Below are 22,196 nucleotides of genomic sequence, written 5' to 3' on the forward strand. Positions count from 1 at the left end.
GGGGTGAAACGTTCACGATCCCGCCCGTCGCCGCCGTCCGTCACGGCGCGCGGCGCAGGTCGCAGATCGCCCGGCGGAGCCCCGTCTTCGCGACCGGGCCGCTCTGGTCGAACGCCATATAGGCGCGCGCCGTGCGGTCGTATGCCGGCCATCGCACCAGCCCCGGATGGTTCGGCGTACCGGTTTGCACGAAATGCGCCCAATAGGCCTGTAGTGGCGGCGCGCCCGGCTGCGGTGCCTCGAAGATATAGCGGAGCTCGCTGGCATGGCGTACCGCGCCGCCGGGCGGGGCATAATCGAACTGATACTGCCATACCGTTCCGCCGATCGCGGAAAGCGCGTTCGATACCGTGATGACCGGGCAGCGAAAGGTGAGGTCATTGGCCAGCTGAAGCGTCACATCGGCTAGCCGGGGATCGGAGGTCGGCGTGCCGCCCGGTTGCAAGCCGTAGAGTCGCAGCGCCTCGTCGGCGTCGGCGCCGAAGGCACGTCGCACCGTTGCAACCGCCGCGCCGTGCAGCGGCAGTTCCGTCGCGTTCATCCCGATCAGCAGCGGCACGCGCGTCACGTGACCGCCGGCCAGCAGGCGCGCCGGTGTGTCGGTGAGCACACGACCATCGACCACCGCCTGAAGCCAGATGAAGTCGTCGTCGTCGAGCCCGGGAACGTCCGTGTCCTTGTCCGCCGCCAGCACCTGTCGCCACGACAGTCCGCGCAGCTGCGCCGCGGTGGCGGTGGCGCGCAACCCGGCGCGGCCCGCGATCAGCGTACCGAGCCGCTCGTTGGAGGCGAGGTCGCGGGGCGCGGTGCCGAAACCGGCGGTGCCGCTTTCCGCGATCGCCTGCGCGAACAGCGCGCGCGAGCCGGGGAGCAGCATGTGCAGGCCCACGTCCATCGCCCCGGCCGATTCGCCCGCGATGGTCACGCGCGCCGGGTCGCCCCCGAAGGCGGCGATGTTGCGCTTCACCCATCGGAGCGCCGCCTGCTGGTCCATCAGGCCATAATTGCCGCTGTGCCCGCCCTGCTCACGGCTGAGCCTGGGGTGCGACAGGAAGCCGAGCGAGCCGAGCCGGTACTGGATGCTGACGACGACCAGCCCCCTTTCCGCGATCGGCGACTCGACGGGGCCGGCACCACTGCCGGCGCGATTGCTGCCGCCGTGGATCCAGAACAACACCGGCAGTCTGGCGCCGGGGCGCAGGTCCGGGGTGCGCACGTCGAGAAACAGACAGTCCTCGTCGCTGGCATCGGCGTCGGCGCGATTCCAGCCGAAGCTGACCTGCGGGCAGGTGGCGTGCCGGGCGATCGTGGCACGCGGTGTGGTCCACGGGTGCGGGCGCCGCGGCGCGCGCCAGCGCAGTGCGCCGACCGGCGGCGCGGCATAGGGGATGCCGCGAAAGACGGCGCCGGCACCCATCGCCACGCCGCGCACGGGACCGTCGTCGGTGCGGACGACCGGAGCGGCCGGCTGAGCGGCGAGCGCGATCGCCAGGAGCGTGCTCATCGCGCGCTGGCCCGCGGCGCCGGCGTCGCCATCGCGATGCGGATCGCCGCCTCCGCTACCGGGGCCATTGCCGCATAGCCGGCCCTGTTCGGATGGACGCCGTCGCTGGTCCATGCCGCCCGCAATGCCTGCCCGTCGTGCAGCACGTTCCAATAGTCGGCATAGGTCGCACCGGTGCGCGCCGCATAATCCTTCATCCAGGCATTGAGCGCCGCGATCCGGGCAGCGGGTTCGATCCCCGGTCGCCAGGGAAAGCGGTCGGCCGGCGGGATCGAGGCCAGGATGACGCGGATGCCGTGCGCCCGCGCCAGCTCGGTCATCGACATCAGGTTCGCTTCGGTCTGTTCGAGGGTCATCGGGCCGGTGTTGCCGGCGATGTCGTTCGTGCCGGCCATGATCTGGACGACCTGCGGGTGAAGGTCGATGACGTCCTGCCGGAACCGCAGCAGCATCTGCGGTGTCGTCTGCCCGCTGATCCCGCGACCATGGCGGCCCGGCGTGAAGAAACCGGGCATCATGTCGAACCAGCCCTGCGTGATCGAATCGCCCATGAACACGACGCGCACCGGTCCGGTAATCCGCGCGTTGGCCTCCTGATAGCGGCCGAGCCAGGCGAAATCCGTGCGCAGCCGCTCCTCCGCCGCATCCTCTCGCGGCGTCTGACCGGTCGGGGGCCGGGTCTGGGCGATGGCCGCCGCCGACAACGGGATCAGCATCGACATGAGCAGGGACTTCATCACCATCATGCTCCGATTGTCCGCCGCGACACGGCGAAGGGATAGGGATTCACTGTCGATCGACCGCGCGCGCGGCGTCCGGCGACGTCGCGCACGCCCGGGGCGGCGCCGCGGACTCGCGCGTGACGAGTGCGTGGTCCAGCACGCGCGCGATGCACTGCCCTCCCTTGCCCGGGGCGGCCCGCATGTCATCGATCAGAAGCCGCAGCGCTTCGCCCGCCAGTTCCTGAAGGGGTTGCCGGATCGTGGTGAGCGGCGGCCAGAGGGTCGTGGCAGCGGTGCTGTCGTCGATCCCCGCGACGCTCAGGTCGCCCGGTACGTTCAGGTTCCGTCGATGCGCGACCGAGACGACGGCGGCGGCCATGTCGTCGTTGCTGGCCAGGATCGCGGTGGGCGGCACCGCGGCGTCCAGCAACTGCTCTCCGGCGACGAGGCCCGATGTATAGCTGAAGTCGCCCTGCGCGACGCGGATTTCCGCGCCCGCCGCCTGCGCGGCGGCGGTAAAGCCCGCCAGTCGCGCGATGCTGGCGCTCTGGTTGGGATTGCCGACGATGAAGCCGAGCCGGCGATGGCCGAGCGCGATCAGGTGCCGGGTCATGTCGTGTGCGGCGCGCTGATCGTCGATCCCGACCGAGATCGCGTCCGGCACCCGACCGGCCACCACCGCCATCGGCAGCCCGGCGGCACGGAGGATCTGTCGCACCTCCGCCGATTCGCCCAGCGGCGGCGTCAGGATCACGCCGCCGATCCCGGAGCCGATCAGCTGCTCGATCTCGGCATGGGTGGGCACCCCGCCGTTCTTTCCCTTCAAAAGGATCAGCTGCGCCGCGCGTGCCGACGCCTCCTCGAACACGCCCGCCAGGAAACCGCTCATGAACGCGGCGCTCGGATTGGCGTAGATCACGCCGATCCGCAGTTCGCGCGCGGTGACGAGGCTGCGCGCGGACAGGTTCGGCGTATAGTTGAGCGCGCGGATCGTCGCGTTGACGGTCTCGCGGGTTTCGTCGCGGACGCCCGGGTCGCCGTTGATGACGCGCGACACCGTCATCGGCGACACGCCGGCCTGTCTGGCGACATCGATGATCGTCACCCCGCGGCGACGTCCTCTCGGCTGGGGCACGCTCATCCCGTCATGGCACCGTCGACTGCCGCTGGTGCGCTTGAGCGGATCGATCTGCCTCGCGTCGGGCGGTCGCGTCAATCTCCGATCGTGTCGGTCGACGCGCGCAGGCACTTGTCAGGACCACCCCCGCACGGGTACGAGGCGTTGATAACGTTACCATGGAGGGGCGGGGTGGCACGATTTCCCTACGTGCGCTGGACGATCATCGCGCTGTTCGTGGTCGCGATGGTCATCAATTATCTCGCGCGCAGCGTGCTGGGGGTCGCCGCGCCCGCGATCATGGCCGAGCAGGCGATCTCGTCGGAGCAATATTCCTGGATCACCGGCGCGTTCCAGCTCGGCATCATGTTCCAGCCGGTGGCGGGCTATCTGCTCGACGTGATCGGGCTGAAGATCGGCTTCACGCTGTTCGTCGCCTTGTGGTCGCTCATCACGATCGGCCACGGGCTGGCGAGCGGCTGGATGGGATTCGCGGGGCTGCGCGGTGCGCTGGGGCTGGTCGAAGGCTCGGCGCAGCCCGCCGGCATGAAGGTGGTGGCGGAATGGTTTCCGGCGCGCGAACGCGGCGTGGCGGGGGGTATCTACCAGATCGGCGCTTCGTTCGGCGCGGTGTTCGCGCCGCCCCTGGTCGCCTGGGCGATCCTCTACGACAGCTGGCGCGCGGCGTTCTTCGTGGCGGGTGGCCTTGGCCTCGCATGGGTGTTGCTCTGGCTGCTCTGGTATGCGCCGCCCGCCCGCCATCGCCTGATCTCCGCGCAGGAACGGCACCTGATCGCGGAGGGGCAGGAGGTCGCGCTGGCAAGCCGGCGCCGCCGCCCGCCGCTCGGCGAACTGCTCCGCCGCCGCAACCTGTGGACGATCGCCGCCGCGCGCTTCCTCGCCGATCCGGTCTGGGGGATGCTGTCGCTGTGGATGCCGCTGTACCTCGTCCAGGTGCGGCATTTCGACCTCCGGCAGATCGCGCTGTTCGCCTGGCTGCCGTTCCTCGCCGCCGATCTCGGCTGCCTGTTCGGGCCCGCCGTGGTGGCGTGGCTGCAACGTCGCGGCATCGGCCTCATCGACGCGCGGCGCTGGGCCTTCACGCTCGGTGCGGTGCTGATGACGGGCATGATCTTCGTCGGCACCGTGACCAGCCCCGTCGTCGCGATCGCCTTGCTGTGCCTCGGCGGTTTCGCGCACCAGACGCTGTCGGTCACGGTCATCACGATGGTGTCAGACCTGTTCCCGCAGGATCAGGTCGCCACCGCGACCGGCATCTCGGGCACCGCCGCCAATCTGGGCGTGCTGCTCTTCACGCTGGGGCTGGGATCGCTGGTCGATCAGGTCGGATACCAGCCCTTCTTCATCCTGCTCGGCCTGCTTGATCTGGCCGGTGCCGTGCTGCTCTGGACGAATATCCGAAAGCCGACATGACCCTTCGCAATCCCATCCTGCGCGGTTTCCATCCGGATCCCTCGATCGTGCGCGTCGGCGATGACTATTACCTCGCCACCTCCACATTCGAATGGTTGCCCGGTGTGCGGATCCACCATTCGCGCGATCTGGCCGACTGGCGGCTCGTCGCGCGTCCACTCGACCGGCCCAGCCAGATCGACCTGCGCGGCGATCCGGATTCGTGCGGTGTGTGGGCCGCGGATCTCAGCCACGCCGACGGCCGCTTCCACCTCGTCTACACCGATGTGAAGCGATACGGGCGGACCACCGTCGACGGGGCGGTCGGCGTGTCGCTGCGCGATTTCCACAATTACTGGGTCTGGTGCGACCGCATCGACGGCGAATGGTCCGACCCCGTCCATCTGAACAGCAGCGGCTTCGACCCGGCATTGTTCCACGACGACGACGGGCGAAGCTGGCTCCTCAACATGTTGTGGGATCACCGGCCGGGGCGCCCGCGCTTTGGCGGGATCGTCATCCAGGAACTGGACAGGACGGCGGGCGGCCTCGTCGGCGAACGCCGCGTCATCTTCGGCGGCACCGCGCTGGGCTTTACCGAGGGGCCGCACCTCTACAAGCGCGACGGCTGGTACCATCTGCTGGTCGCGGAAGGCGGAACCGAGCGCAACCATGCGGTGGTGATGGCCCGGTCGCGCCAGCTGTTCGGGCCCTATGAGGTGCATCCCGACGGACCGGTGCTTACCGCGCGGGGTCGCCCGGACGCCGCGTTGCAGCGCACCGGCCACGGCGATCTCGTCGAAGCGCCCGACGGCACCACATGGCTGACCTATCTCTGCGGGCGCCCGCTGCCCGCCAGCGACCGTTGCGTGCTGGGTCGCGAGACCGCGATCCAGCCGGTCGAATGGGGCGAGGACGGCTGGCTGCGCACGCTCGACGGCGCGGCGATGCCGATGATCGAGGTGCCCGGCGGTGTGCCGACCACGCCGCACCCGCCGACACGATCCTTCGCCCGCTTCACCGGCGCGACGCTGCCGCCCGAATTCCAGTGGCTGCGCACGCCCTATCCGGACGACATCTTCAGCCTCTCGGCACGGCCCGGATGGCTGCGGCTGCATGGCCGCGAGTCGATCGGCAGCCACTTCACCCAGGCGCTGGTCGCGCGGCGGCAGCAGGCGTTCCGCTACAGCGCCGAGACATGGATGGACTATCGCCCGGACCATTTCCAGCAGGCGGCGGGGCTGGTCTGCTACTATAACGCGACCAAGTTTCACTACCTCCACGTCACCGCCGACGACCGGGGCGCTCGGGTGTTGCAGGTGCTGTCGGTCCTGCCGATCGGCGACGGTGTGAGCGCCACGACTGATCCGGTCGCGATCGGAGAGGGCGCGGTCGCGCTGCGCGTCGATGTGGATAACGAGGCGCTTCGCTTCGGTTATCGCGTGGGCGAGGACGCGGAATGGACGTGGCTGGACGCGGTCTTCGCCGCGGACCCGCTGTCGGACGAAGCCACGATCGCGGGCCTTCCCAATTTCACCGGCACCTTCGTCGGCATGGCGTGCCAGGACGTGTCCGGCGCGGGCAAGGCCGCTGACTTCGCCTATTTCCATTATGTCGAGGCATGACCGCACCGTTCGTTGCCCCCGCCAACAACATCGAAGGTTGCGGCCTCTAATCAATGCTGTAGAAGATATCAGATAGGATTCGCCGACCCATGATGCGGATCGGGAGCCAGGGAGAGGAAAGCTGATGAGACTGGTTTCAGCCGTCGCCGTCGCGTGTGCGATCGCCGCGTCACCAGCGCCGGCCCAGACGCCGGCGACCGCGCCGGCGAGCACGCTGACCGCGGCGCCCGCGATCGTCGAGGATTTTAAACCCTCGTCGCTGAATCAGCCCGGTCAGTCCTTTCCGCAGGTCAACTCGCAAGGCTATGCGCGTTTCCGCGTGCTCGCCCCGGAGGCGCGGAACGTCAAGGTCAGCCTCGGTCTGGGCGGGCGCGGCGGTACCGTCCTGACCAGGGGCGACGACGGCGCATGGACGGGCACGTCGGAAGGGCCGCTCGACGAAGGCTTCCATTATTATCATCTCACCGTCGACGGCGGCACGTTCAACGATCCGGGTACGCTCAATTTCTACGGCTCGACCCGCTGGGAAAGCGGGATCGAGATCCCCGCCCGCGATGCCGATTTCTACGCGGCGAAGGACGTGCCGCACGGGCGGGTCGAACAGATCCTGTTCGCCTCGCCCAGCACGCGGTCGCAACGCCGCGCCTTCGTCTACACGCCGCCCGGCTATGACGGCGCGGCGCGGACCCGCTATCCGGTGCTGTATCTCCAGCATGGCTGGGGCGAGGACGAGACGGCCTGGTCGAACCAGGGCCATGCCAATCTGATCATGGACAATCTGATCGCCGCCGGCAGGGCGCGCCCGTTCATCATCGTCATGACCTATGGCATGACCAACGACGTGCGCCCCGGAAGTCCCGGCGGGCTGGCCAGTTTCGACATCACGCCGTTCCGTACCGTGCTGATCGACGAACTGATCCCCTATGTCGATCGCCACTTCCGCACGATCGCCGACCAGCGGCATCGCGGCATGGCCGGGCTGTCGATGGGCGGGTTCGAGACCAAGCTGATCGCGCCCCGGAATCTCGACACCTTCGGCTATATCGGCCTGCTGAGCGGGGGCACGATATCGCCCGAGGATGTCGCCGCCGCGCCGGGGTACAAGGACAAGGTGCGGCTGACGTTCGTCAGTTACGGCGGCCGCGAACTGGAAAACGGCAAGACGCGCGGATCGCCCGCGCGGCCCGCCACCGATCCCGCCGCCAATGCCGCGGCGCTGAAACGCGCCGGCCTTAACAGCGTCTTCTACGTGTCGCCCGACACCGGGCACGAATTCCAGTCATGGCGGCGGAGCCTGCGCGAGATGGCGCCGCTCCTGTTCCGCGACTGATCCCGGGCGACCGGGCGGCGGTATGCACCGCCACGGGTCGCGCGAAAGAGAAAATGCTTTCGCTATTGTATTGACAAGATGATCTCCGAGTATAGTGTTTGATGGTAACGTTACCGTACTGCTGACAGGTAGCTTCTGAAACTTTGGCGCGCGCGTGCCGAAGGTGAGGGAAATGCCGTCCAAGAATTCACGTGATGAATATTGCCAAGAGGCGACGTTCGTCATGATCGAGGATTTGTGCTCGTCGCGCATGCGCACCCTCAGATGTGTTCCGGGACGGCCCGATGCGTGCGGTGATGAAGGGCTGGGCGGTAATGGCGCCCGGCGATGACAAGACGAGGCGGCCCAATGACCGCCCGCGACGCAGCGACATAACAAGGGAGTTAGGGGAAGATGATGACAGCGTTGATCGACAGGCGCCGTGCCCGCATGCGGACCGGCGTGGCCGCCATCGCCCTGATCGCCGCCGGTGCCATGCCGTCGCTCGCGGCGGCGCAATCGGCACCTGCCGGGCAGGAGGCGGGTGCCGCGACGACACCGCCCGAGGTGCCCGCGCAGCTCGACACCACCGCCGGTTCCACCGCGCTGCCCGACCCGGCCAGCCAGGCGACGACGGACGACGACACCGCGCGCGACGTGATCGTCACCGGCTCGCGCATCACGACCGGCGGCTTCACCGCGCCGACCCCCACGACCGTGATCGACTCGGGCGCGATCGCCGCCAACGCCCAGCCGAACGTCTTCACGACCATCTCGCAACTGCCTTCGCTACAGGGATCGACGGGGACGAGCGTCAACACCTTCAGCACGTCGAGCGGCGCGCAGGGCCTCAGTTCGTTCTCGCTGCGCGGGGTCGGCGCGATCCGCACGCTCACCCTGATCGACGGCCAGCGCGTCGTCGGCGCCAACGTCACCGGCGTCCCCGATGTCAGCCAGTTCCCGCAATTGCTGATCAAGCGCGTCGACGTGGTGAACGGCGGCGCCTCGGCCTCCTATGGCTCGGACGCGGTCGGCGGCGTGGTGAACTTCATCACCGACACTCGGTTCAAGGGCGTGAAGGGCAACGTCCAGGGCGGCATCACCGATTACGGCGACAACGAGCAGGTGCTGGTCCAGCTCGCCGCGGGCACCAGCCTGCTCGACGACCGGCTGCACATCGTCGGCAGCACCGAATATGCCCGTGACGAGGGCGTCGGCGGCGGCGAGTTCGGCATCGGTCTGGCGGGCGGCCGCGACTGGTTCAAACAGACGACGCTGGTGAACCGCAACGTCACCAACGACGGTTCGCCGCAATATGTGCTGCGCGACTATGCGCAGTCGATCACCTTCACCAAATACGGCCTGATCACCGCCGGCCCGTTGCAGGGCATCGCCTTCGACCAGTCGGGCAAGCCGTTCCAGTTCCAATATGGCTCGAACGGCGTGCCGTCGCGGACGTCGTCGGGTGCGGTCCTCGGCTGTTTCGCGGGCTTCTGCCAGGGCGGCGACCTGTCCGGCAACGTCGATGCCGGACGCTCGCTGCTGTCCGGGCTGGAGCGGCTGAACAGCTACGGCCGGATCGGTTTCGACTTCGCGCCGGATAACGAGATCTATGTCACCGCCAACATCGCGCAGGTGAAGACCAACAACCAGCCGGTCGGCGGGCAGAACCGCCCGGCGCTGACGATCCAGTGCGCCAACCCTTATGTCCCGGCGGAGATCAAGTCGGCGTGCGCGACGGCGAACATCACGCAATTCCAGTTCGGCACCAGCAACGCCGCGCTCGGCAACACGCAGGTGCATACCGACCGTCGCCAGTATCGCTTCGTGGTCGGCGCGAAGGGGCGGCAGCCGGTGTTCGGATCGGACTGGAGCTACGACATCTATGTCGAACACGGCACCAACCGTACCCGGATCGACGTCGACAACATCCTGCTGACGCAGCGCTACAACAACGCCATCAATGCCGTCACGCTGGACGGCGCGATCGTCTGCGCCAATCCCGTAGCGCGTGCCGCCGGCTGCCAGCCGCTGAACGTCTTCGGCGGCAATCCGTCGCAGCAGGCGCTCGACTATGTGATGCCGGCCAACGGCCCGCGCCAGCGCACGCGCCAGACGCAGGACGTCGCCAGCCTCAACTTCTCGGGATCGCCGTTCAGTTCGTGGGCGGGGCCGGTGTCGGTCGCGTTCGGTGCCGAGTTCCGCCACGAATATTACAAGGTCACCGCCGATCCGTACGGCGCGGGCATCGACAATCAGCCGTATGATTCGATCTATCCGGCGGATCCGGTGCAGCTGCCGGCGGGCAACAACTGGTATGCCGGCAATTACAAGAACGGCTCCGGCGCCTATAGCGTGAAGGAGGCCTTCATCGAGGTCGACGTGCCGCTGCTCAACGGCGATTCGGTCGGCCGCGCCAGCGTCAACGGCGCCGCGCGCGTCACGGACTACAGCACCTCCGGCACGGTATGGGCGTGGAAGGTCGGCGGCACCTGGGATCTGCCGATCGACGGGCTCCGGCTGCGCGGCGTCACCTCGCGCGACGTGCGCGCGCCCAACCTGTCGGAGCTGTTCGCCGCGCCGGTCACGACCACGCAGCCGAACTTCTTCGATCCGTTCCGCAACGTGAACGTGCTGGCGATCCAGAACACGATCGGCAATCCCAACCTGACGCCGGAGATCGCGCGCAATACCACCGCCGGCATCGCCTTCTCCGGATCGAGCTGGCTGCCCGGGCTCAGCCTGTCGTTCGACTGGTACAAGCTGAAGATCACCGACGTCATCTCCAGCCTGGGCGCGGGCGACATCGTCGACCTCTGCTATCGCAACATCCTGCCGGGCACGTGCAGCGCATTCAACCTGAACAACCAGAACGGCCCGAACTTCATCAACGTACAGGCGTTCAACCTCGCGTCGATCGACACGTCAGGATACGATATCGAGGCGAGCTATCGCTGGCAGCGTCCGCTCGGCCTGCCGGGCCGGCTGACGGTACGCGCGCTGGCGACGCACATCAGCAGGTTCGTCACCGACACCGGGCTGAACGGGACCATCCCCAACGATACCGCCGGGGTGAACACCGGCAACACGCCCGACTGGAAGTGGCTGGCGGTGCAGACCTATGAAGGCGACAACTTCTCGCTGCTGCTTCAGGAACGGTGGTTCAGCGACGGCGTGCTCGGGAACCAATATGTCGTCTGCCAGCCCGGCACCTGTCCCGAATCGACCAACAAGCACCCGACGATCGACCAGAACTTCATGCCGGGCGCCTTCTACATGGATGTCGGCGGCACCTACAACATCTCCAGGGCGGTGACCGCCTATGCCAAGGTCGACAACCTCTTCAACCGCGATCCGGCCAAGTCGCCGTTCTTCGTCAACCCGGCGCTGTACGACGTGCTGGGCCGCACCTACCGACTGGGTGTGCGCTTCAGCTTCTGATGTCGGCGGGGGCACGCGCGTCGTCGCGCGTCCCCTGTCACCGCGGCATCTTACGCGCGGCGTTCAAACCCTATATGATCGGGTTTCCTTTTCCCCCGGAACGGCGAACCCGACTTGCGGCAGATCGACACGAAGCGTCCCGTCACGGCGACCTCCCGCGCAGCGCGCCCGGCGCCGGTGACGACGATGGTGGAGCGGGCGTACGACCATCTGCTCTACATGCTGATGAGCCTGAAGATCGCCCCCGGCGAGCGTATCGCGATCGACACGGTGGCGCGTCAGCTGGGCATCTCGCAGACGCCGGTGCGCGAGGCGATGAGCCAGCTCGAGGCCGAGAAGCTGGTCTACAAGATGCCGAACGTCGGCTATCGCGCCAGCCCGCAGATGACGCGCGCGGAGGTGCGGGATCTCTATACGCTGCGCCAGTTGATCGAGCCCTATGCCGCGGCGCGTGCGGCGGAGGCGATGACCGACACCGCGATCCAGACGTTGCGCGCGATCGGTCAGGACATGTCGAGCGTGGTGGAGGGCGACGCGCGCGCCTATTCCCGCTTCGCAGAGGCCGATGCCGCGCTCCACCGGCTGATCGCGACCGGCAGCGGCAATCGCCTGATCGCCGAAACGATCGACCGCCTTCATGCCCACCTCCATATCTTCCGCGCCCTCTATGCCACCAATGCCCCGCACGAGGCCGCGCGGGAACATCGCGCGATCATCGACGCGCTGGTGGCGCATGACGCGGCGGCGGCCGAGCGCGCGGTCCGCCACCATCTCGAATGTTCGCAGCAGCGGATGGACGCCGTGCTGGCGCAGGGTGCGGCAAGCGACTGACAACATTCGCGTTCATTGTCGCTCCGCTGCTTGACAGCCATCGGAGCCGCCCCTAGTCAGATCATATAGGATATGACCTGGGGAGGAGTGCGATGCGGCGAATTCGTCCGGCTCGCGCGTGGGCGTCGACCCGCGTCGGCGTCGCGTTGGTGGCGCTGTGTCTCGGTGGCACGGCGACGGCCGAGACGGTGGTTCTCGACCATGTCACGCTGTTCGATGGCACCGGCCGCGCGCCGCGCGCGGATCAGTCGCTCGTCATGACCGATGGCCGCATCACCTGGGTCGGCCCGGCCCGCCGCCGCCCCGCCCCGACAGGGGCCATCGTCACCGACCTGCGCGGCAAGTTCCTGATGCCCGGCCTGATCGACAGCCATGTCCATCTCGGGCTCGTCGATGGCGTCGACCAGAGCTTCACCCGCTATTACGACCGCGCGAACGTCGAGCAGCAGTTGAAACTCTATGCCGCTTACGGCGTCACCTCAGTCTACACGCTCGGCACCGACGGCGATCTGATCCATCAGGTGATCGCCGATCAGCGTCGCATCGGGCGGATCGACATGGCGCGCGCCTATACCGCCGGTCGCGGGGTGGTCTACAAGGGCAGCTACGGCGGCGTGCCGGGGCTGGAGCAGTCGGTCGCCACCCCTGCCGAGGCGACCGCGATGGTCCGGCGGGAAACCGCCAAGGGCGACGATTTCGTCAAGCTGTGGATGGACGACGAATTCGGCACCGTCGCGCGGCGGATGCCCTATCCGGTCAGCCGGGCGGTGATCGACGCCGCGCATGCGGCCGGGCGGAAGGCGGCGGCGCACATCTTCTATTACGACAATGCCGCCGAACTGACCCGGCAGGGCGTCGATGTCTTCATGCATCAGGTCCGCGATCGCGTCGCCGATCCGGCGCTGGCCACCGCGATGAAACGGCGCGGCACGTGGCAGCTCGCCTCGACGCTCAGCCGCGAGGCGAGCTTCACCTACACCCTGCTGCCCTTCGTGGACGAGCCGTTCTTCGCGCGCGGGGTCGCCCCCGCGACGATCGCCACGCTGAAGAGTGCCGAGCGGCGGCAGAAGCTTGCCGCATCGCCGCTGTTTCCCAAATATCCGCCGGTGCTGCGCAACGCGATGACGAGCCTCGCCGCCGAGGCGAGGGCCGGGGTGCGGTATGGCATGGGCACCGACAGCGGGCCGACCGCGCGCTTTCCCGGCTATTTCGCGCATTGGGAACTGGAACTGATGGTCGCGGCCGGGCTCACCCCGCTACAGGCGCTGACCGCCGCGACCGGCACCAACGCCGGCTTCCTGCGCGAGAACGAAAGCGGCGTGTTGCGCCCCGGCAAATGGGCCGACCTGCTCGTGCTCGATCGCGATCCGACGCGCGACATCCGCAACACGCGCGCGATCAGCGCGGTCTATGTCGCCGGACGCAAGGTGCCGACGATCTGGGAGACCTGCGTCGGCCGCGCCCCCGACGCCTGCGGCGCGGCGAAGCCGTGAGCGCGTCGGGCGCGCTGGTCGAGCCGGTGCCGGTCGCGGGCGAACGGTCGGTGCGGCCGACGCGGGTGCGCCATGCGGTGCTGTGGCTGACCGTGCTCGCGTATCTCATCACCTATATGGACCGCGTCGTGATCGCGACCGCCGCGCCGTCGATCCAGAAGGAATATGGCTTTTCGCTGGTCACGATGGGCTGGATCTTCGCGGCCTTCCAGTTCGCCTATGCCCTGTTCCAGATTCCCGGCGGATGGCTCGGCGATCGCTTCGGGCCGCGCCGCGCGCTCACCGGCGTGGTGATCTGGTGGTCGACCTTCACCGCCGCGACCGCGCTCACCTGGTCGGCGGGCTCGATGATGGTGTGCCGCTTCCTGTTCGGGATGGGCGAGGCGGGCGCGTTCCCGATCGCCACGCGCTCGCTGTCGCGCTGGATGCTGCCGGCGGAACGCGGCTGGGCGCAGGGGCTTACCCACGCCGGCGCGCGGCTCGGCGGCGCGGTCACGCCGGTGTTCGTCGCGCTGCTGATCCTCGATTTCGGCTGGCGGATGCCGTTCCTCCTGTTCGCCGGGGTCGGACTCGTCTGGGCGGTGTCGTGGTTCGTCTATTACCGCGACGCGCCGCGTGAGCATCGCGGCGTCAACGCGGCCGAGCGTCTGATGATCGAGGAGGCGCTGGGCACCGGCCCCGCGCGGGCGCGCGTGCCGTGGCGTCACCTGCTGCGCCGGCCGCAGCTCTGGACGCTGTCGGCGATGTATTTCTGCTACGCCTATTGCATCAACATCTTCCTCACCTGGTTCCCGAAGTACCTGCACGACGCGCGCGGTTACGATCTCGCGGTAATGGGGCTGTTCGCCAGCCTGCCGTTGATGGCGGGCGTGGTCGGCGATCTCGCGGGCGGCTGGACCTCGGACCTGCTGGTGAAGCGCGGGGCGGGGCTGAAGCTCGCCCGGCGCGCGGTCGCGGTGACGGGCTTCGCGATCGCGGCGGCGATGATGCCGCTCGCGGCGGCGATCGACGCGCCGGTGGCGAGCATCATCTGCTTCTGCGTGGCGGTGTTCGGGCTCGAACTGACCGTCGGCGTGTCCTGGGCGGTGACGCTGGACATCGGCGGGGAGTTCGCCGGGTCGGTCTCGGCGGTGATGAACACGCTCGGCAATCTCGGCGCGGCGATCGCGGCCGCCGTGACCGGCTATATCGTGACGGTCGCCGGCTGGTTCCCCGCCTTCGTGGTGCTCGCGGTGCTGTGCGCGATCGCCGCCCTTCTGTTCCTGCGGATCGACGCGTCGCGGCCGCTCGCGGCCGGTGGCGAGGGCGCCGCGGCATGACCTCTGGAGATACGTGCATGACGTCCGATCCGACCGCGCCCGCCCTGTTCGGTGCGGCGCGCCTGCCGCGCGCGATCCTGTTCGGTCGCGGGCAGCGCGCCGCGCTCGGCTCGGCCAGCGCCCGCCTCGGGCGGCGCGCGCTGCTCTGCACCGACGAGCGGCAGGCCGCGCAGCCCGAATTCGCCGCGATGCTCGCCGATCTCGCCGCGCACGGGGTCGCGACGCGGGTGTTCGACGGCACCGTGCCCGATCTGCCGCTGCGCTCGATCGATGCCTGCGTGGCCGCCGCCGCCGGTTTCGACGCCGATCTGGTGATCGGCGTCGGCGGCGGCAGCTCGCTCGATCTCGCCAAGGTGGCGGCGGTGCTGCTCACCCATGGCGGCAGCGTGCGCGACTATTACGGCGAGTTCGCGGTGCCCGGCCCGGTGATGCCGCTGGTCGCGGTGCCGACCACCTCGGGCACCGGATCGGAGGCGACGCCGGTCGCGGTCGTCGCGGATGAGGAACGCGGCGCCAAGGTCGGGATCGCCAGCCCGCACCTCATCGCCCAGGTCGCGATCTGCGATCCGGAGCTGACCGTCAGCTGTCCGCCCGCGCTCACCGCCTTTTCGGGCGCCGACGCGCTGACCCATGCGGTCGAGGCCTATACGACGCTGGCGCGCCCGATCGACGCGATGCTCACCGAACAGCATGTGTTCGTCGGCAAGAACGTGCTGTCCGACCATTTCGCGACGCTCGCGGTGACCAACGTGTTCCGCTATCTCGAACGCGCGGTGGTCGACGGCAGCGATATCGAGGCGCGCGAGGGCGTGATGCTGGCGTCGCTGGCGGCGGGCTGCGCGTTCGGCACCGCCGGCACCGCGGCGGCGCACGCGCTGCAATATCCGGTCGGCAACCTGACGCACACCGCGCATGGGCAGGGGGTCGCCACGCTGCTGCCCTACGTCATGCAGTTCAACCGCCCCGCCTGTGTCGATGGCTTCGCCGAACTGGCCACGCTGGTCGGCATCGCGGGCGCGACGCCGGCGGCGCGGGCGCAGGCGTTCATCGACGCGGTCGATGCCCTGTTTGCGCGGATCGGCATCCCGCGCTCGCTCGCCGCGCTGGGGCTGCACGCCGAGCAGCAGGACCATGTCGCCGAATATTCGCTCAACGCCGCGCGGCTGATCAAGAACAACCCGCGCCCGCTCGACCTCGCGGCGATGCAGACCATCACGCGCGCCGCCTTCGCCGGCGATCGCGCCACGCTCCTCAACGCCTGATGCACGGAACGTCTTCGATGACCAGCTACACCCCGCCCGGCGACGGCCCGTTCGCCATTCCCACCGGCCTGCTGATCGGCGAGCGCTGGATCCCGGCGGCGAACGGCGCGACGATCGCGGTCGACGATCCCGCCACCGGCGCGACGCTCGCCACCGTCGCCGACGCCGCGCCGGAGGAGGGGATCGCGGCGGTTGATGCCGCCGCCGCCGCCGCCACCAGCTGGGCCGCGACCGCGCCGCGCCGCCGCGCCGAGGTGTTGCTCGCCTGCTATCACGCGATGATGGCGCAGCAGGAATGGCTGGCGCGGCTGATCGCGCTGGAGAATGGCAAGGCGTTGCCGGACGCGCGGGGCGAGGTCGCCTATGCCGCCGAATTCTTCCGCTGGTATGCCGAGGAAGCGGTGCGGATCCCGGGTGAACTCGCCACCTCCCCGGCCGGCGGCAACCGCATCATGGTGCGGTACCAGCCGATCGGCATCGCGCTGCTCATCACGCCGTGGAACTTCCCGGCGGCGATGGCGACGCGCAAGATCGCGCCCGCGCTGGCGGCGGGCTGCACCTGCATCCTGAAACCGGCGGCGGAAACGCCGCTGACCGCGCTGGCGGTGGCGGAGATCATGCGCCGCGCCGGTGTGCCGGCGGGAGTGGTCAATGTCGTGACCACCAGCCGGCCCGGCCCGGTGTGCAGCGCGATCCTCCACGATCCGCGGGTGCGCAAACTGTCCTTCACCGGCTCGACCCAGGTCGGTCGCGTGCTGCTGCGCGAGGCGGCCGACCAGGTGATCAGCTCGTCGATGGAGCTCGGCGGCAACGCGCCCTTCGTGGTCTTCGACGACGCCGATCTCGACGCCGCGATCGACGGCGCGATGGTCGCCAAGATGCGCAATGCCGGCGAGGCGTGCACCGCCGCCAACCGCTTCTACGTCCAGCGCGGCATCCACGACCGGTTCGTCGCCCGGCTGGTGGAGCGGATGGGCGCGCTGACGGTCGGTCCGGGCACCGATCCCGCGACCCAGTGCGGCGCGATGATCAACCGCAAGGCGGTGGAGAAGATCGAGCGGCTCGTCGCCGATGCGGTGGGCAAGGGCGCGCGCGTCGAACTGGGCGGACGGACGCCCGCCGGTGACGGCTGTTTCTACCCGCCTTCGGTGATCGCCGATGTGCGGCCCGGCTCCGCGATCCTGCACGAGGAGGTGTTCGGCCCGGTCGCCGCCGTGACCGGCTTCGATACCGAGGACGAGGCGGTCGCGCTGGCCAACGACACCGAATACGGGCTCGCCGCCTATGTCTATTCGGGCGATCTGCGGCGGGCGCTGGCGGTGGCCGACCGGATCGACTGCGGCATGGTCGCGGTCAACCGGGGGCTGGTGTCGGACGCCGCCGCGCCGTTCGGCGGCATGAAGCAGAGCGGGCTGGGGCGCGAAGGCTCGCATCACGGGCTGCTGGAATATTGCGAGGCGAAATATATCGCGGTGACGTGGTGAGCGTGCCGGTGCTCACCCGCCGCCGGTTGCTCGCGGGGACCGCCGCCACGGCGCTGGCCTTCGCGGTCGATCCGGCGGCGCTCGCCGCCCCGGCACAGGACGCCGACGCGCCGCCGCCCGATACCGAGTGGCGCAGTTATGCCGCCGACAAGGCGAACACCCGCTATTCCCCGCTCGACCAGATCAACGCCGACAATTTCAACGATCTCGAAATAGCGTGGAGCGTGAAGACCGACGTGTTCGGCGCGCGCAAGGAATATCAGTTCGAACCCACGCCGCTGCTGGTAAAGGGGCGCCTGTTCCTGCCGGCGGGCTCGCGCCGCGACTGTATCGCGCTCGACGCGGCGACGGGCGAGCTGTTGTGGATGCACCGCGTCGATGAGGGGCAGCGCGCGCTCAACTCCCCGCGCCAGCTCTCCGGGCACGGTGTCTCCTACTGGACCGACGGCACGGTCGAGCGGATCCTCTACGTCACGATCGGTTATCAGCTCGTCTCGCTCGACGCCGATACCGGCATCCCCGATCCTGCCTTCGGCACCAACGGCGTCGTCGATCTCAAGCGGGATTTCGACCAGGAACTCGATCTCGACACCGCCGATGTCGGGCTCCACGCCACGCCGATGGTGGCGCGCGACACGGTGGTGGTCGGCGCCGCACATACCGCCGGCGACGTGCCGGCGGTGCGCAAGAACGTGAAGGGCTATATCCGCGGCTTCGACGTGCGCACCGGCAAGCGCAAGTGGATCTTCCACACCATCCCCAGAAAGGGCGAATTCGGCTATGACAGCTGGCTGAACGGCGACGCCGACGAGGCCGGCAACGCCGGCGCCTGGGCGGAGATGTCGGCGGACGAGGAACTGGGGCTGGTCTATGTCCCTGTCGAGCTGCCGACCGGCGACGAAATGGGCATGTTCCGTCGCGGCAACGCCTTGTTCGGCGAATCGCTGGTCGCGCTCGATCTGGAGACGGGGCAGCGGCGCTGGCATTACCAGTTCGTCCATCACGGCCTCTGGGACCGCGACATTCCGTGCGCGCCGATCCTGTGCGACATTCCGGTCGGCGGGCGCATCGTCAAGGCGCTCGCCCAGCCGACGAAACAGGCATTTCTCTACGTGCTCGATCGCCAGACGGGAAAGCCGGTCTGGCCGATCGTCGAGCGCAAGGTGGAGCGCGGCGACGTGCCCGGCGAATGGTACAGCCCGACGCAGCCGGTGCCGACCAGGCCGCCCGCCTATGACGTGCAGGGCGTCACCGAGAACGACCTGATCGACTTCACCCCCGAATTGCGCGCGAAGGCGGTCGAGTTCGTCAAGTCGTACAGGATCGGGCCGCTGTTCACGCCGCCGACCGTCAGCAAGCCCGGACGGTGGGGAACGATCTCGGCGCCGGGGATTCAGGGCGGCACCAACTGGCCGGGTGGCTGCTACGACCCGGAGACGCATATGGTGTACGTCTATTCGAAGACGCAGCCGTCGCTGATCGGGATCGTGCCCAACGACGATCCGCAGGTGTCCGAATTTCCGCAGGTGCACGGCGTCGCGGGGCGCGAGGCGCGCGCGATGCCGGCGATGGGCGCGGCGCGTACCGGGATGCGCAACATGGAGGCGCCGCCCGCGTCGCCGCCCGCCGGGGGCGCGCCCGCCGGCGCGTCGAAGGGGCCGCCCCCGGGCTTCCTCGCCATCGACGGCTTGCCGCTGCTGAAGCCGCCTTATGGCCGGATCACCGCGATCGACCTCGCCAGGGGCGATCTCGCCTGGCAGGTCGCGCATGGCGAGACGCCCGACAACGTCCGCAACCATCCCCTGCTGAAGGGGCTAAAGATCCCGCGCACCGGCCGGGCCGGCAATCTGGGGCCGCTGGTGACCAGGACGCTGGTGATCTGCGGCGAGGCGGGGTTCTACACCAACGAATACGGCATCCGCGGCGCGATGCTGCGCGCTTATGACAAGGCCACCGGCGAGGAGAAGGGTGCCGTCTACATGACCGCGCCGCAAAGCGGCTCGCCGATGACCTATCGCCTGAAGGGCCGCCAGTATATCGTCGTCGCCACCGGCGGCGGCAATGCCAGCGCGGAGCTGGTCGCCTATCGATTGCCGGGAGCAGCGTGATGATCGAACGCGTGACGAGATTTGGCGGCTGGCTGTTCGGCGCGGCGGCGCTGACGCTGGGCAGCGCGGTGGTGGTGCGCGCGCAGGGCGGGCAGCGCGACGTGTGGAACGGCGTCTATACCGCCGAGCAGGCGGCGCGCGGCAAGGTCGCCTATGCCGAACATTGCGCCGCCTGCCACGGCGACACGCTGGCCGGGATCGACGTGGCGCCCGCGCTGGCGGGGGGCGGCTTCCTCAACAACTGGAACGGCACCTCGGCGGGCGACCTGTTCTCGCGGATCAAGACGACGATGCCGCTCAGCGCCCCCGGCAGCCTCAGCGGGAAGACGGTTTCCGACATCGAAGCCTATATGTTCGAGGTGAACGGCTTCCCGGCGGGCAAGCTGCCGCTGCCGCCCAGCCAGCCGATGGCGGCGGGCATCATGATCGCGCCCAAACCGGTCGGCTAGGCGGCGTCGGCCGGCGTCGCGCGGGTCGTGCGCGCGAGGGCGCGTGGCGGGCGGCGCGTGCTCACGCCCCCCGCCACGCCGGCACCTGCTTCGTCTTCGCCAGGAAGTCCGCGACCCCGCGCCGGAAATCGTCGCTGCCGTACACCTGTTCGATCAGCGGCTCGATCGCGGGCAGGCCGTCGAACGTCATCCGCCGCAGCGTCTCCTTGGTCACGCGCGTGGTCAGCGGCGCATTTTCGGACGCGCGCGCGCAGAGCGCCGACACTTCGGCATCCAGCGCCTCACGCGCCACGACCTTCAGCAGGAACCCGTTCGCGCGCAGTTCCTCCACGCCGACGATCTCGCCCAGCAGCACCATGCGCCGTGCCATCGCCACGCCGATCGCGCCGCCGATCCGCGCCACGCTCGCGGCCGACAGGCAGTTGCCGATCGTGCGCCCGATCGGCGAGCCGAAGCGCGCGTCGGGGGTCGCGACGCGAAAGTCGCATGCCGCGCTGATGTTCAGCCCGCCGCCGACCGCCCAGCCCTCGATCACCGCGATCGTGGTGCAGGGAATGGCGTCGACCGCGCCCATGCACGCGTCGATCTCGCGCTCATAGGCGACGCCCTGCGCTCCGTCGGCATAATCGGCGAATTTGCCGATGTCGGTGCCGGAGATGAACGCCTTGCCCCCGGTGCCCCGGAATGTGACCACCCGCACCGTGTCGTCGGCGGCGACCGCGCGCGCGGCGTCGCGCAGCTGCTGCCACATCGCGCCGGTCAGCGCATTGTGCGCGGCCGGATTGTCGAACCGGACATGGACCGCGGCCCCGTCGCGCGTGACGACGACGCCGCTCACGCCGCCGCCTCCTGCCCGGCGGGCAGCAGCCCGCGCTCGATCAGCTCGCGGCGGATCTCGGCGTCATGCTCGTTGAGCAGCGGCGGGGGCAGCCGCACTTCCTGCGGCGTGCCGCGCATCTTGACTGGAAAGCCCAGGGCCCGGAATTCGCCCTCCACCGGGTGCGGCACCTGCATCACCATCTCGCGCGCGACCGCCTGTTCGCTGACCACTGCCTCGCCGTAATCGAGGATCGGCGCGGCCGGGACGCCGGCGGCAAGCAGCGCATCGATCCATTCCTGGCTGGTGCGCGTGAGGAAGGTGGGGGCGAGCGTCTCGATCAGGATCTCGCGGTGGGCGACGCGCGCGGCGTTGGTGGCGAAGCGTTCGTCCTCCTGCAATTCCGGTCGGTCGATCACCGTCAGGAAGGTGCGCCACAGCCCCTGGTTGGCGGCGCCGATCACGAACCATTCGTCCGACGCGCGCACCGCCTGATAGGGCGCGGACATGCGGTTGGCCGACCCGATCGGCGCGGGCGCGCGGCCGGTGCCCCAATATTCGGTCGTCTCCCAGATCGACAGCCCCATCGCGGCCTCCAGCAGCGAGGCGTCGATATATTGCCCGCGCCCCGAGGCTTGGCGCCCGATGACCGCGCTCAGGATGCCGTAGACCGAGAACAGCCCGGCGCCGAGATCGGCGACCGCGATCGAATTCTTGGCCGGCTCCATCCCCGGAAAGCCGTTGGAGCTGAGCACGCCCGACATCGCCTGCGCGATCAGGTCGAAGCCGGGGCGCTGCGCCCACGGCCCGGTCTGGCCGAAGCCCGAGATGCTGGCGTAGATCAGTCGCGGATTGCGCGCGGCGAGCGTGTCATAGTCGATGCCCAGCCGCTTCGCGACACCCGGCCGGGCGTTCTCCACGACGATGTCGGCGGTCTCGACCAGCGCGTAGAGCACCGCGCGATCCGCCGCGTCCTTCAGGTCGAGCGTGATGCTGCGCTTGTTGCGGTTGAGCGCCAGGAAGCCGGGGCTGTCCTCCCCCTTCAGCCGGAACCCCATCGAATGGCGCGTCGAATCGCCGGTGCGCGGCGGTTCGATCTTGATCACGTCCGCGCCCATGTCGCCCAGCAGCATGCAGCAGAACGGCCCGGCCATCACCTGCGAGATATCGAGGACCCTCAGGCCCTTCAGCGGCAGTTCCGGCATGCGCAATCTCCTCTCCTGCGATGCCGCCGATCGCGGCATCCGACCATCACGGATCATATTGTATAGGATCGTGTGGCTTGCTAGCACCGTTGAAATG

16 protein-coding genes are annotated in these 22,196 nt (G+C 69.0%); 11 read left to right on the top strand and 5 right to left on the bottom strand.

The features are described 5' to 3' along the window. Positions 1–40: 40 nt before the first annotated feature. From NS334_RS05250 to NS334_RS05260, 3 genes are read right to left on the bottom strand one after another with little or no spacing between them, the layout of a single operon-like run. Positions 41–1,504 (bottom strand): carboxylesterase/lipase family protein, encoded by a 1,464-nt coding sequence (locus NS334_RS05250; RefSeq protein WP_058754924.1) that lies wholly within the window; start codon positions 1,502–1,504, stop codon positions 41–43. Continuing rightward, complete coding sequence (locus NS334_RS05255; RefSeq protein ID WP_058754974.1) at positions 1,501–2,247, bottom strand: GDSL-type esterase/lipase family protein; 747 nt, start codon at positions 2,245–2,247, stop codon at positions 1,501–1,503. Before NS334_RS05255 ends, NS334_RS05250 begins: the two co-directional genes overlap by 4 nt. 43 nt (positions 2,248–2,290) lie before the next feature. Next, positions 2,291–3,331 carry a LacI family DNA-binding transcriptional regulator gene (locus NS334_RS05260; protein ID WP_342585533.1) on the bottom strand — a complete coding sequence of 347 codons (1,041 nt, stop codon included), beginning with the start codon at positions 3,329–3,331 and terminating at the stop codon, positions 2,291–2,293. A gap of 204 nt (positions 3,332–3,535) precedes the next feature. Here NS334_RS05260 and NS334_RS05265 point away from each other — a divergent pair, with 204 nt between their 5' ends. The 11 genes from NS334_RS05265 (at position 3,536) to NS334_RS05315 (ending at position 20,077) form a co-directional block, all read left to right on the top strand. Continuing rightward, a complete protein-coding gene (locus NS334_RS05265; protein WP_241491815.1) occupies positions 3,536–4,777 on the top strand; it encodes an MFS transporter in 1,242 nt (413 codons plus the stop codon). Beyond that, positions 4,774–6,381 carry a glycoside hydrolase family 43 protein gene (locus NS334_RS05270; protein ID WP_058754926.1) on the top strand — a complete coding sequence of 536 codons (1,608 nt, stop codon included), beginning with the start codon at positions 4,774–4,776 and terminating at the stop codon, positions 6,379–6,381. The genes NS334_RS05265 and NS334_RS05270 overlap by 4 nt, the downstream gene beginning before the upstream one ends. Positions 6,382–6,505: 124 nt before the next feature. Then, a complete protein-coding gene (locus tag NS334_RS05275) occupies positions 6,506–7,711 on the top strand; it encodes an alpha/beta hydrolase (protein WP_058754927.1) in 1,206 nt (401 codons plus the stop codon). Between the two features lie 474 nt (positions 7,712–8,185). Continuing rightward, complete coding sequence (locus NS334_RS05280) at positions 8,186–11,131, top strand: TonB-dependent receptor domain-containing protein (RefSeq protein ID WP_083500269.1); 2,946 nt, start codon at positions 8,186–8,188, stop codon at positions 11,129–11,131. A gap of 114 nt (positions 11,132–11,245) precedes the next feature. After that, on the top strand, positions 11,246–11,962 hold the full coding sequence (locus NS334_RS05285; RefSeq protein ID WP_058754929.1) for a GntR family transcriptional regulator: 717 nt from the start codon (positions 11,246–11,248) through the stop codon (positions 11,960–11,962). A 92-nt stretch (positions 11,963–12,054) separates the two neighbouring features. Continuing rightward, positions 12,055–13,455 carry an amidohydrolase family protein gene (locus tag NS334_RS05290; RefSeq protein WP_058754930.1) on the top strand — a complete coding sequence of 467 codons (1,401 nt, stop codon included), beginning with the start codon at positions 12,055–12,057 and terminating at the stop codon, positions 13,453–13,455. Continuing rightward, positions 13,452–14,774, top strand: coding sequence for an MFS transporter (locus NS334_RS05295; protein WP_058754931.1), 1,323 nt, complete (start codon positions 13,452–13,454; stop codon positions 14,772–14,774). Before NS334_RS05290 ends, NS334_RS05295 begins: the two co-directional genes overlap by 4 nt. 17 nt (positions 14,775–14,791) lie before the next feature. Beyond that, positions 14,792–16,036 carry an iron-containing alcohol dehydrogenase gene (locus NS334_RS05300; protein WP_058754932.1) on the top strand — a complete coding sequence of 415 codons (1,245 nt, stop codon included), beginning with the start codon at positions 14,792–14,794 and terminating at the stop codon, positions 16,034–16,036. A gap of 17 nt (positions 16,037–16,053) precedes the next feature. Continuing rightward, positions 16,054–17,520 carry an NAD-dependent succinate-semialdehyde dehydrogenase gene (locus NS334_RS05305; RefSeq protein WP_241491817.1) on the top strand — a complete coding sequence of 489 codons (1,467 nt, stop codon included), beginning with the start codon at positions 16,054–16,056 and terminating at the stop codon, positions 17,518–17,520. Between the two features lie 2 nt (positions 17,521–17,522). Beyond that, positions 17,523–19,628, top strand: coding sequence for a PQQ-binding-like beta-propeller repeat protein (locus NS334_RS05310; protein WP_058754934.1), 2,106 nt, complete (start codon positions 17,523–17,525; stop codon positions 19,626–19,628). Further along, the gene (locus NS334_RS05315; protein WP_241491818.1) at positions 19,628–20,077 is read left to right on the top strand and encodes a c-type cytochrome; all 450 of its coding nucleotides are present in this window, start codon (positions 19,628–19,630) and stop codon (positions 20,075–20,077) included. The genes NS334_RS05310 and NS334_RS05315 overlap by 1 nt, the downstream gene beginning before the upstream one ends. 61 nt (positions 20,078–20,138) lie before the next feature. On the opposite strand, the gene NS334_RS05320 is transcribed toward NS334_RS05315, so the two are convergent. Both NS334_RS05320 and NS334_RS05325 read right to left on the bottom strand, forming a co-directional pair. Beyond that, on the bottom strand, positions 20,139–20,915 hold the full coding sequence (locus NS334_RS05320) for an enoyl-CoA hydratase (RefSeq protein WP_058754935.1): 777 nt from the start codon (positions 20,913–20,915) through the stop codon (positions 20,139–20,141). Continuing rightward, positions 20,912–22,099, bottom strand: coding sequence for a CaiB/BaiF CoA transferase family protein (locus NS334_RS05325; protein WP_058754936.1), 1,188 nt, complete (start codon positions 22,097–22,099; stop codon positions 20,912–20,914). The genes NS334_RS05320 and NS334_RS05325 overlap by 4 nt, the downstream gene beginning before the upstream one ends. Positions 22,100–22,196 lie beyond the last annotated feature (97 nt).

This window comes from Sphingomonas endophytica (assembly GCF_001476895.1).
Classification (GTDB): domain Bacteria; phylum Pseudomonadota; class Alphaproteobacteria; order Sphingomonadales; family Sphingomonadaceae; genus Sphingomonas; species Sphingomonas endophytica_A.

What these genes read in the sequence shown, in the direction of transcription:
- NS334_RS05280 (WP_083500269.1), top strand. Translation starts at nt 8,186, where the DNA reads ATGCCGTCGCTCGCGGCGGCGCAATCGGCACCTGCCGGGCAGGAGGCG.
- NS334_RS05300 (WP_058754932.1), top strand. Translation starts at nt 14,792, where the DNA reads ATGACGTCCGATCCGACCGCGCCCGCCCTGTTCGGTGCGGCGCGCCTG.
- NS334_RS05315 (WP_241491818.1), top strand. Translation starts at nt 19,628, where the DNA reads ATGATCGAACGCGTGACGAGATTTGGCGGCTGGCTGTTCGGCGCGGCG.
- NS334_RS05255 (WP_058754974.1), bottom strand. Translation starts at nt 2,247, where the DNA reads ATGGTGATGAAGTCCCTGCTCATGTCGATGCTGATCCCGTTGTCGGCG.
- NS334_RS05290 (WP_058754930.1), top strand. Translation starts at nt 12,055, where the DNA reads ATGCGGCGAATTCGTCCGGCTCGCGCGTGGGCGTCGACCCGCGTCGGC.
- NS334_RS05305 (WP_241491817.1), top strand. Translation starts at nt 16,054, where the DNA reads ATGACCAGCTACACCCCGCCCGGCGACGGCCCGTTCGCCATTCCCACC.
- NS334_RS05270 (WP_058754926.1), top strand. Translation starts at nt 4,774, where the DNA reads ATGACCCTTCGCAATCCCATCCTGCGCGGTTTCCATCCGGATCCCTCG.
- NS334_RS05275 (WP_058754927.1), top strand. Translation starts at nt 6,506, where the DNA reads ATGAGACTGGTTTCAGCCGTCGCCGTCGCGTGTGCGATCGCCGCGTCA.
- NS334_RS05250 (WP_058754924.1), bottom strand. Translation starts at nt 1,504, where the DNA reads ATGAGCACGCTCCTGGCGATCGCGCTCGCCGCTCAGCCGGCCGCTCCG.
- NS334_RS05325 (WP_058754936.1), bottom strand. Translation starts at nt 22,099, where the DNA reads ATGCCGGAACTGCCGCTGAAGGGCCTGAGGGTCCTCGATATCTCGCAG.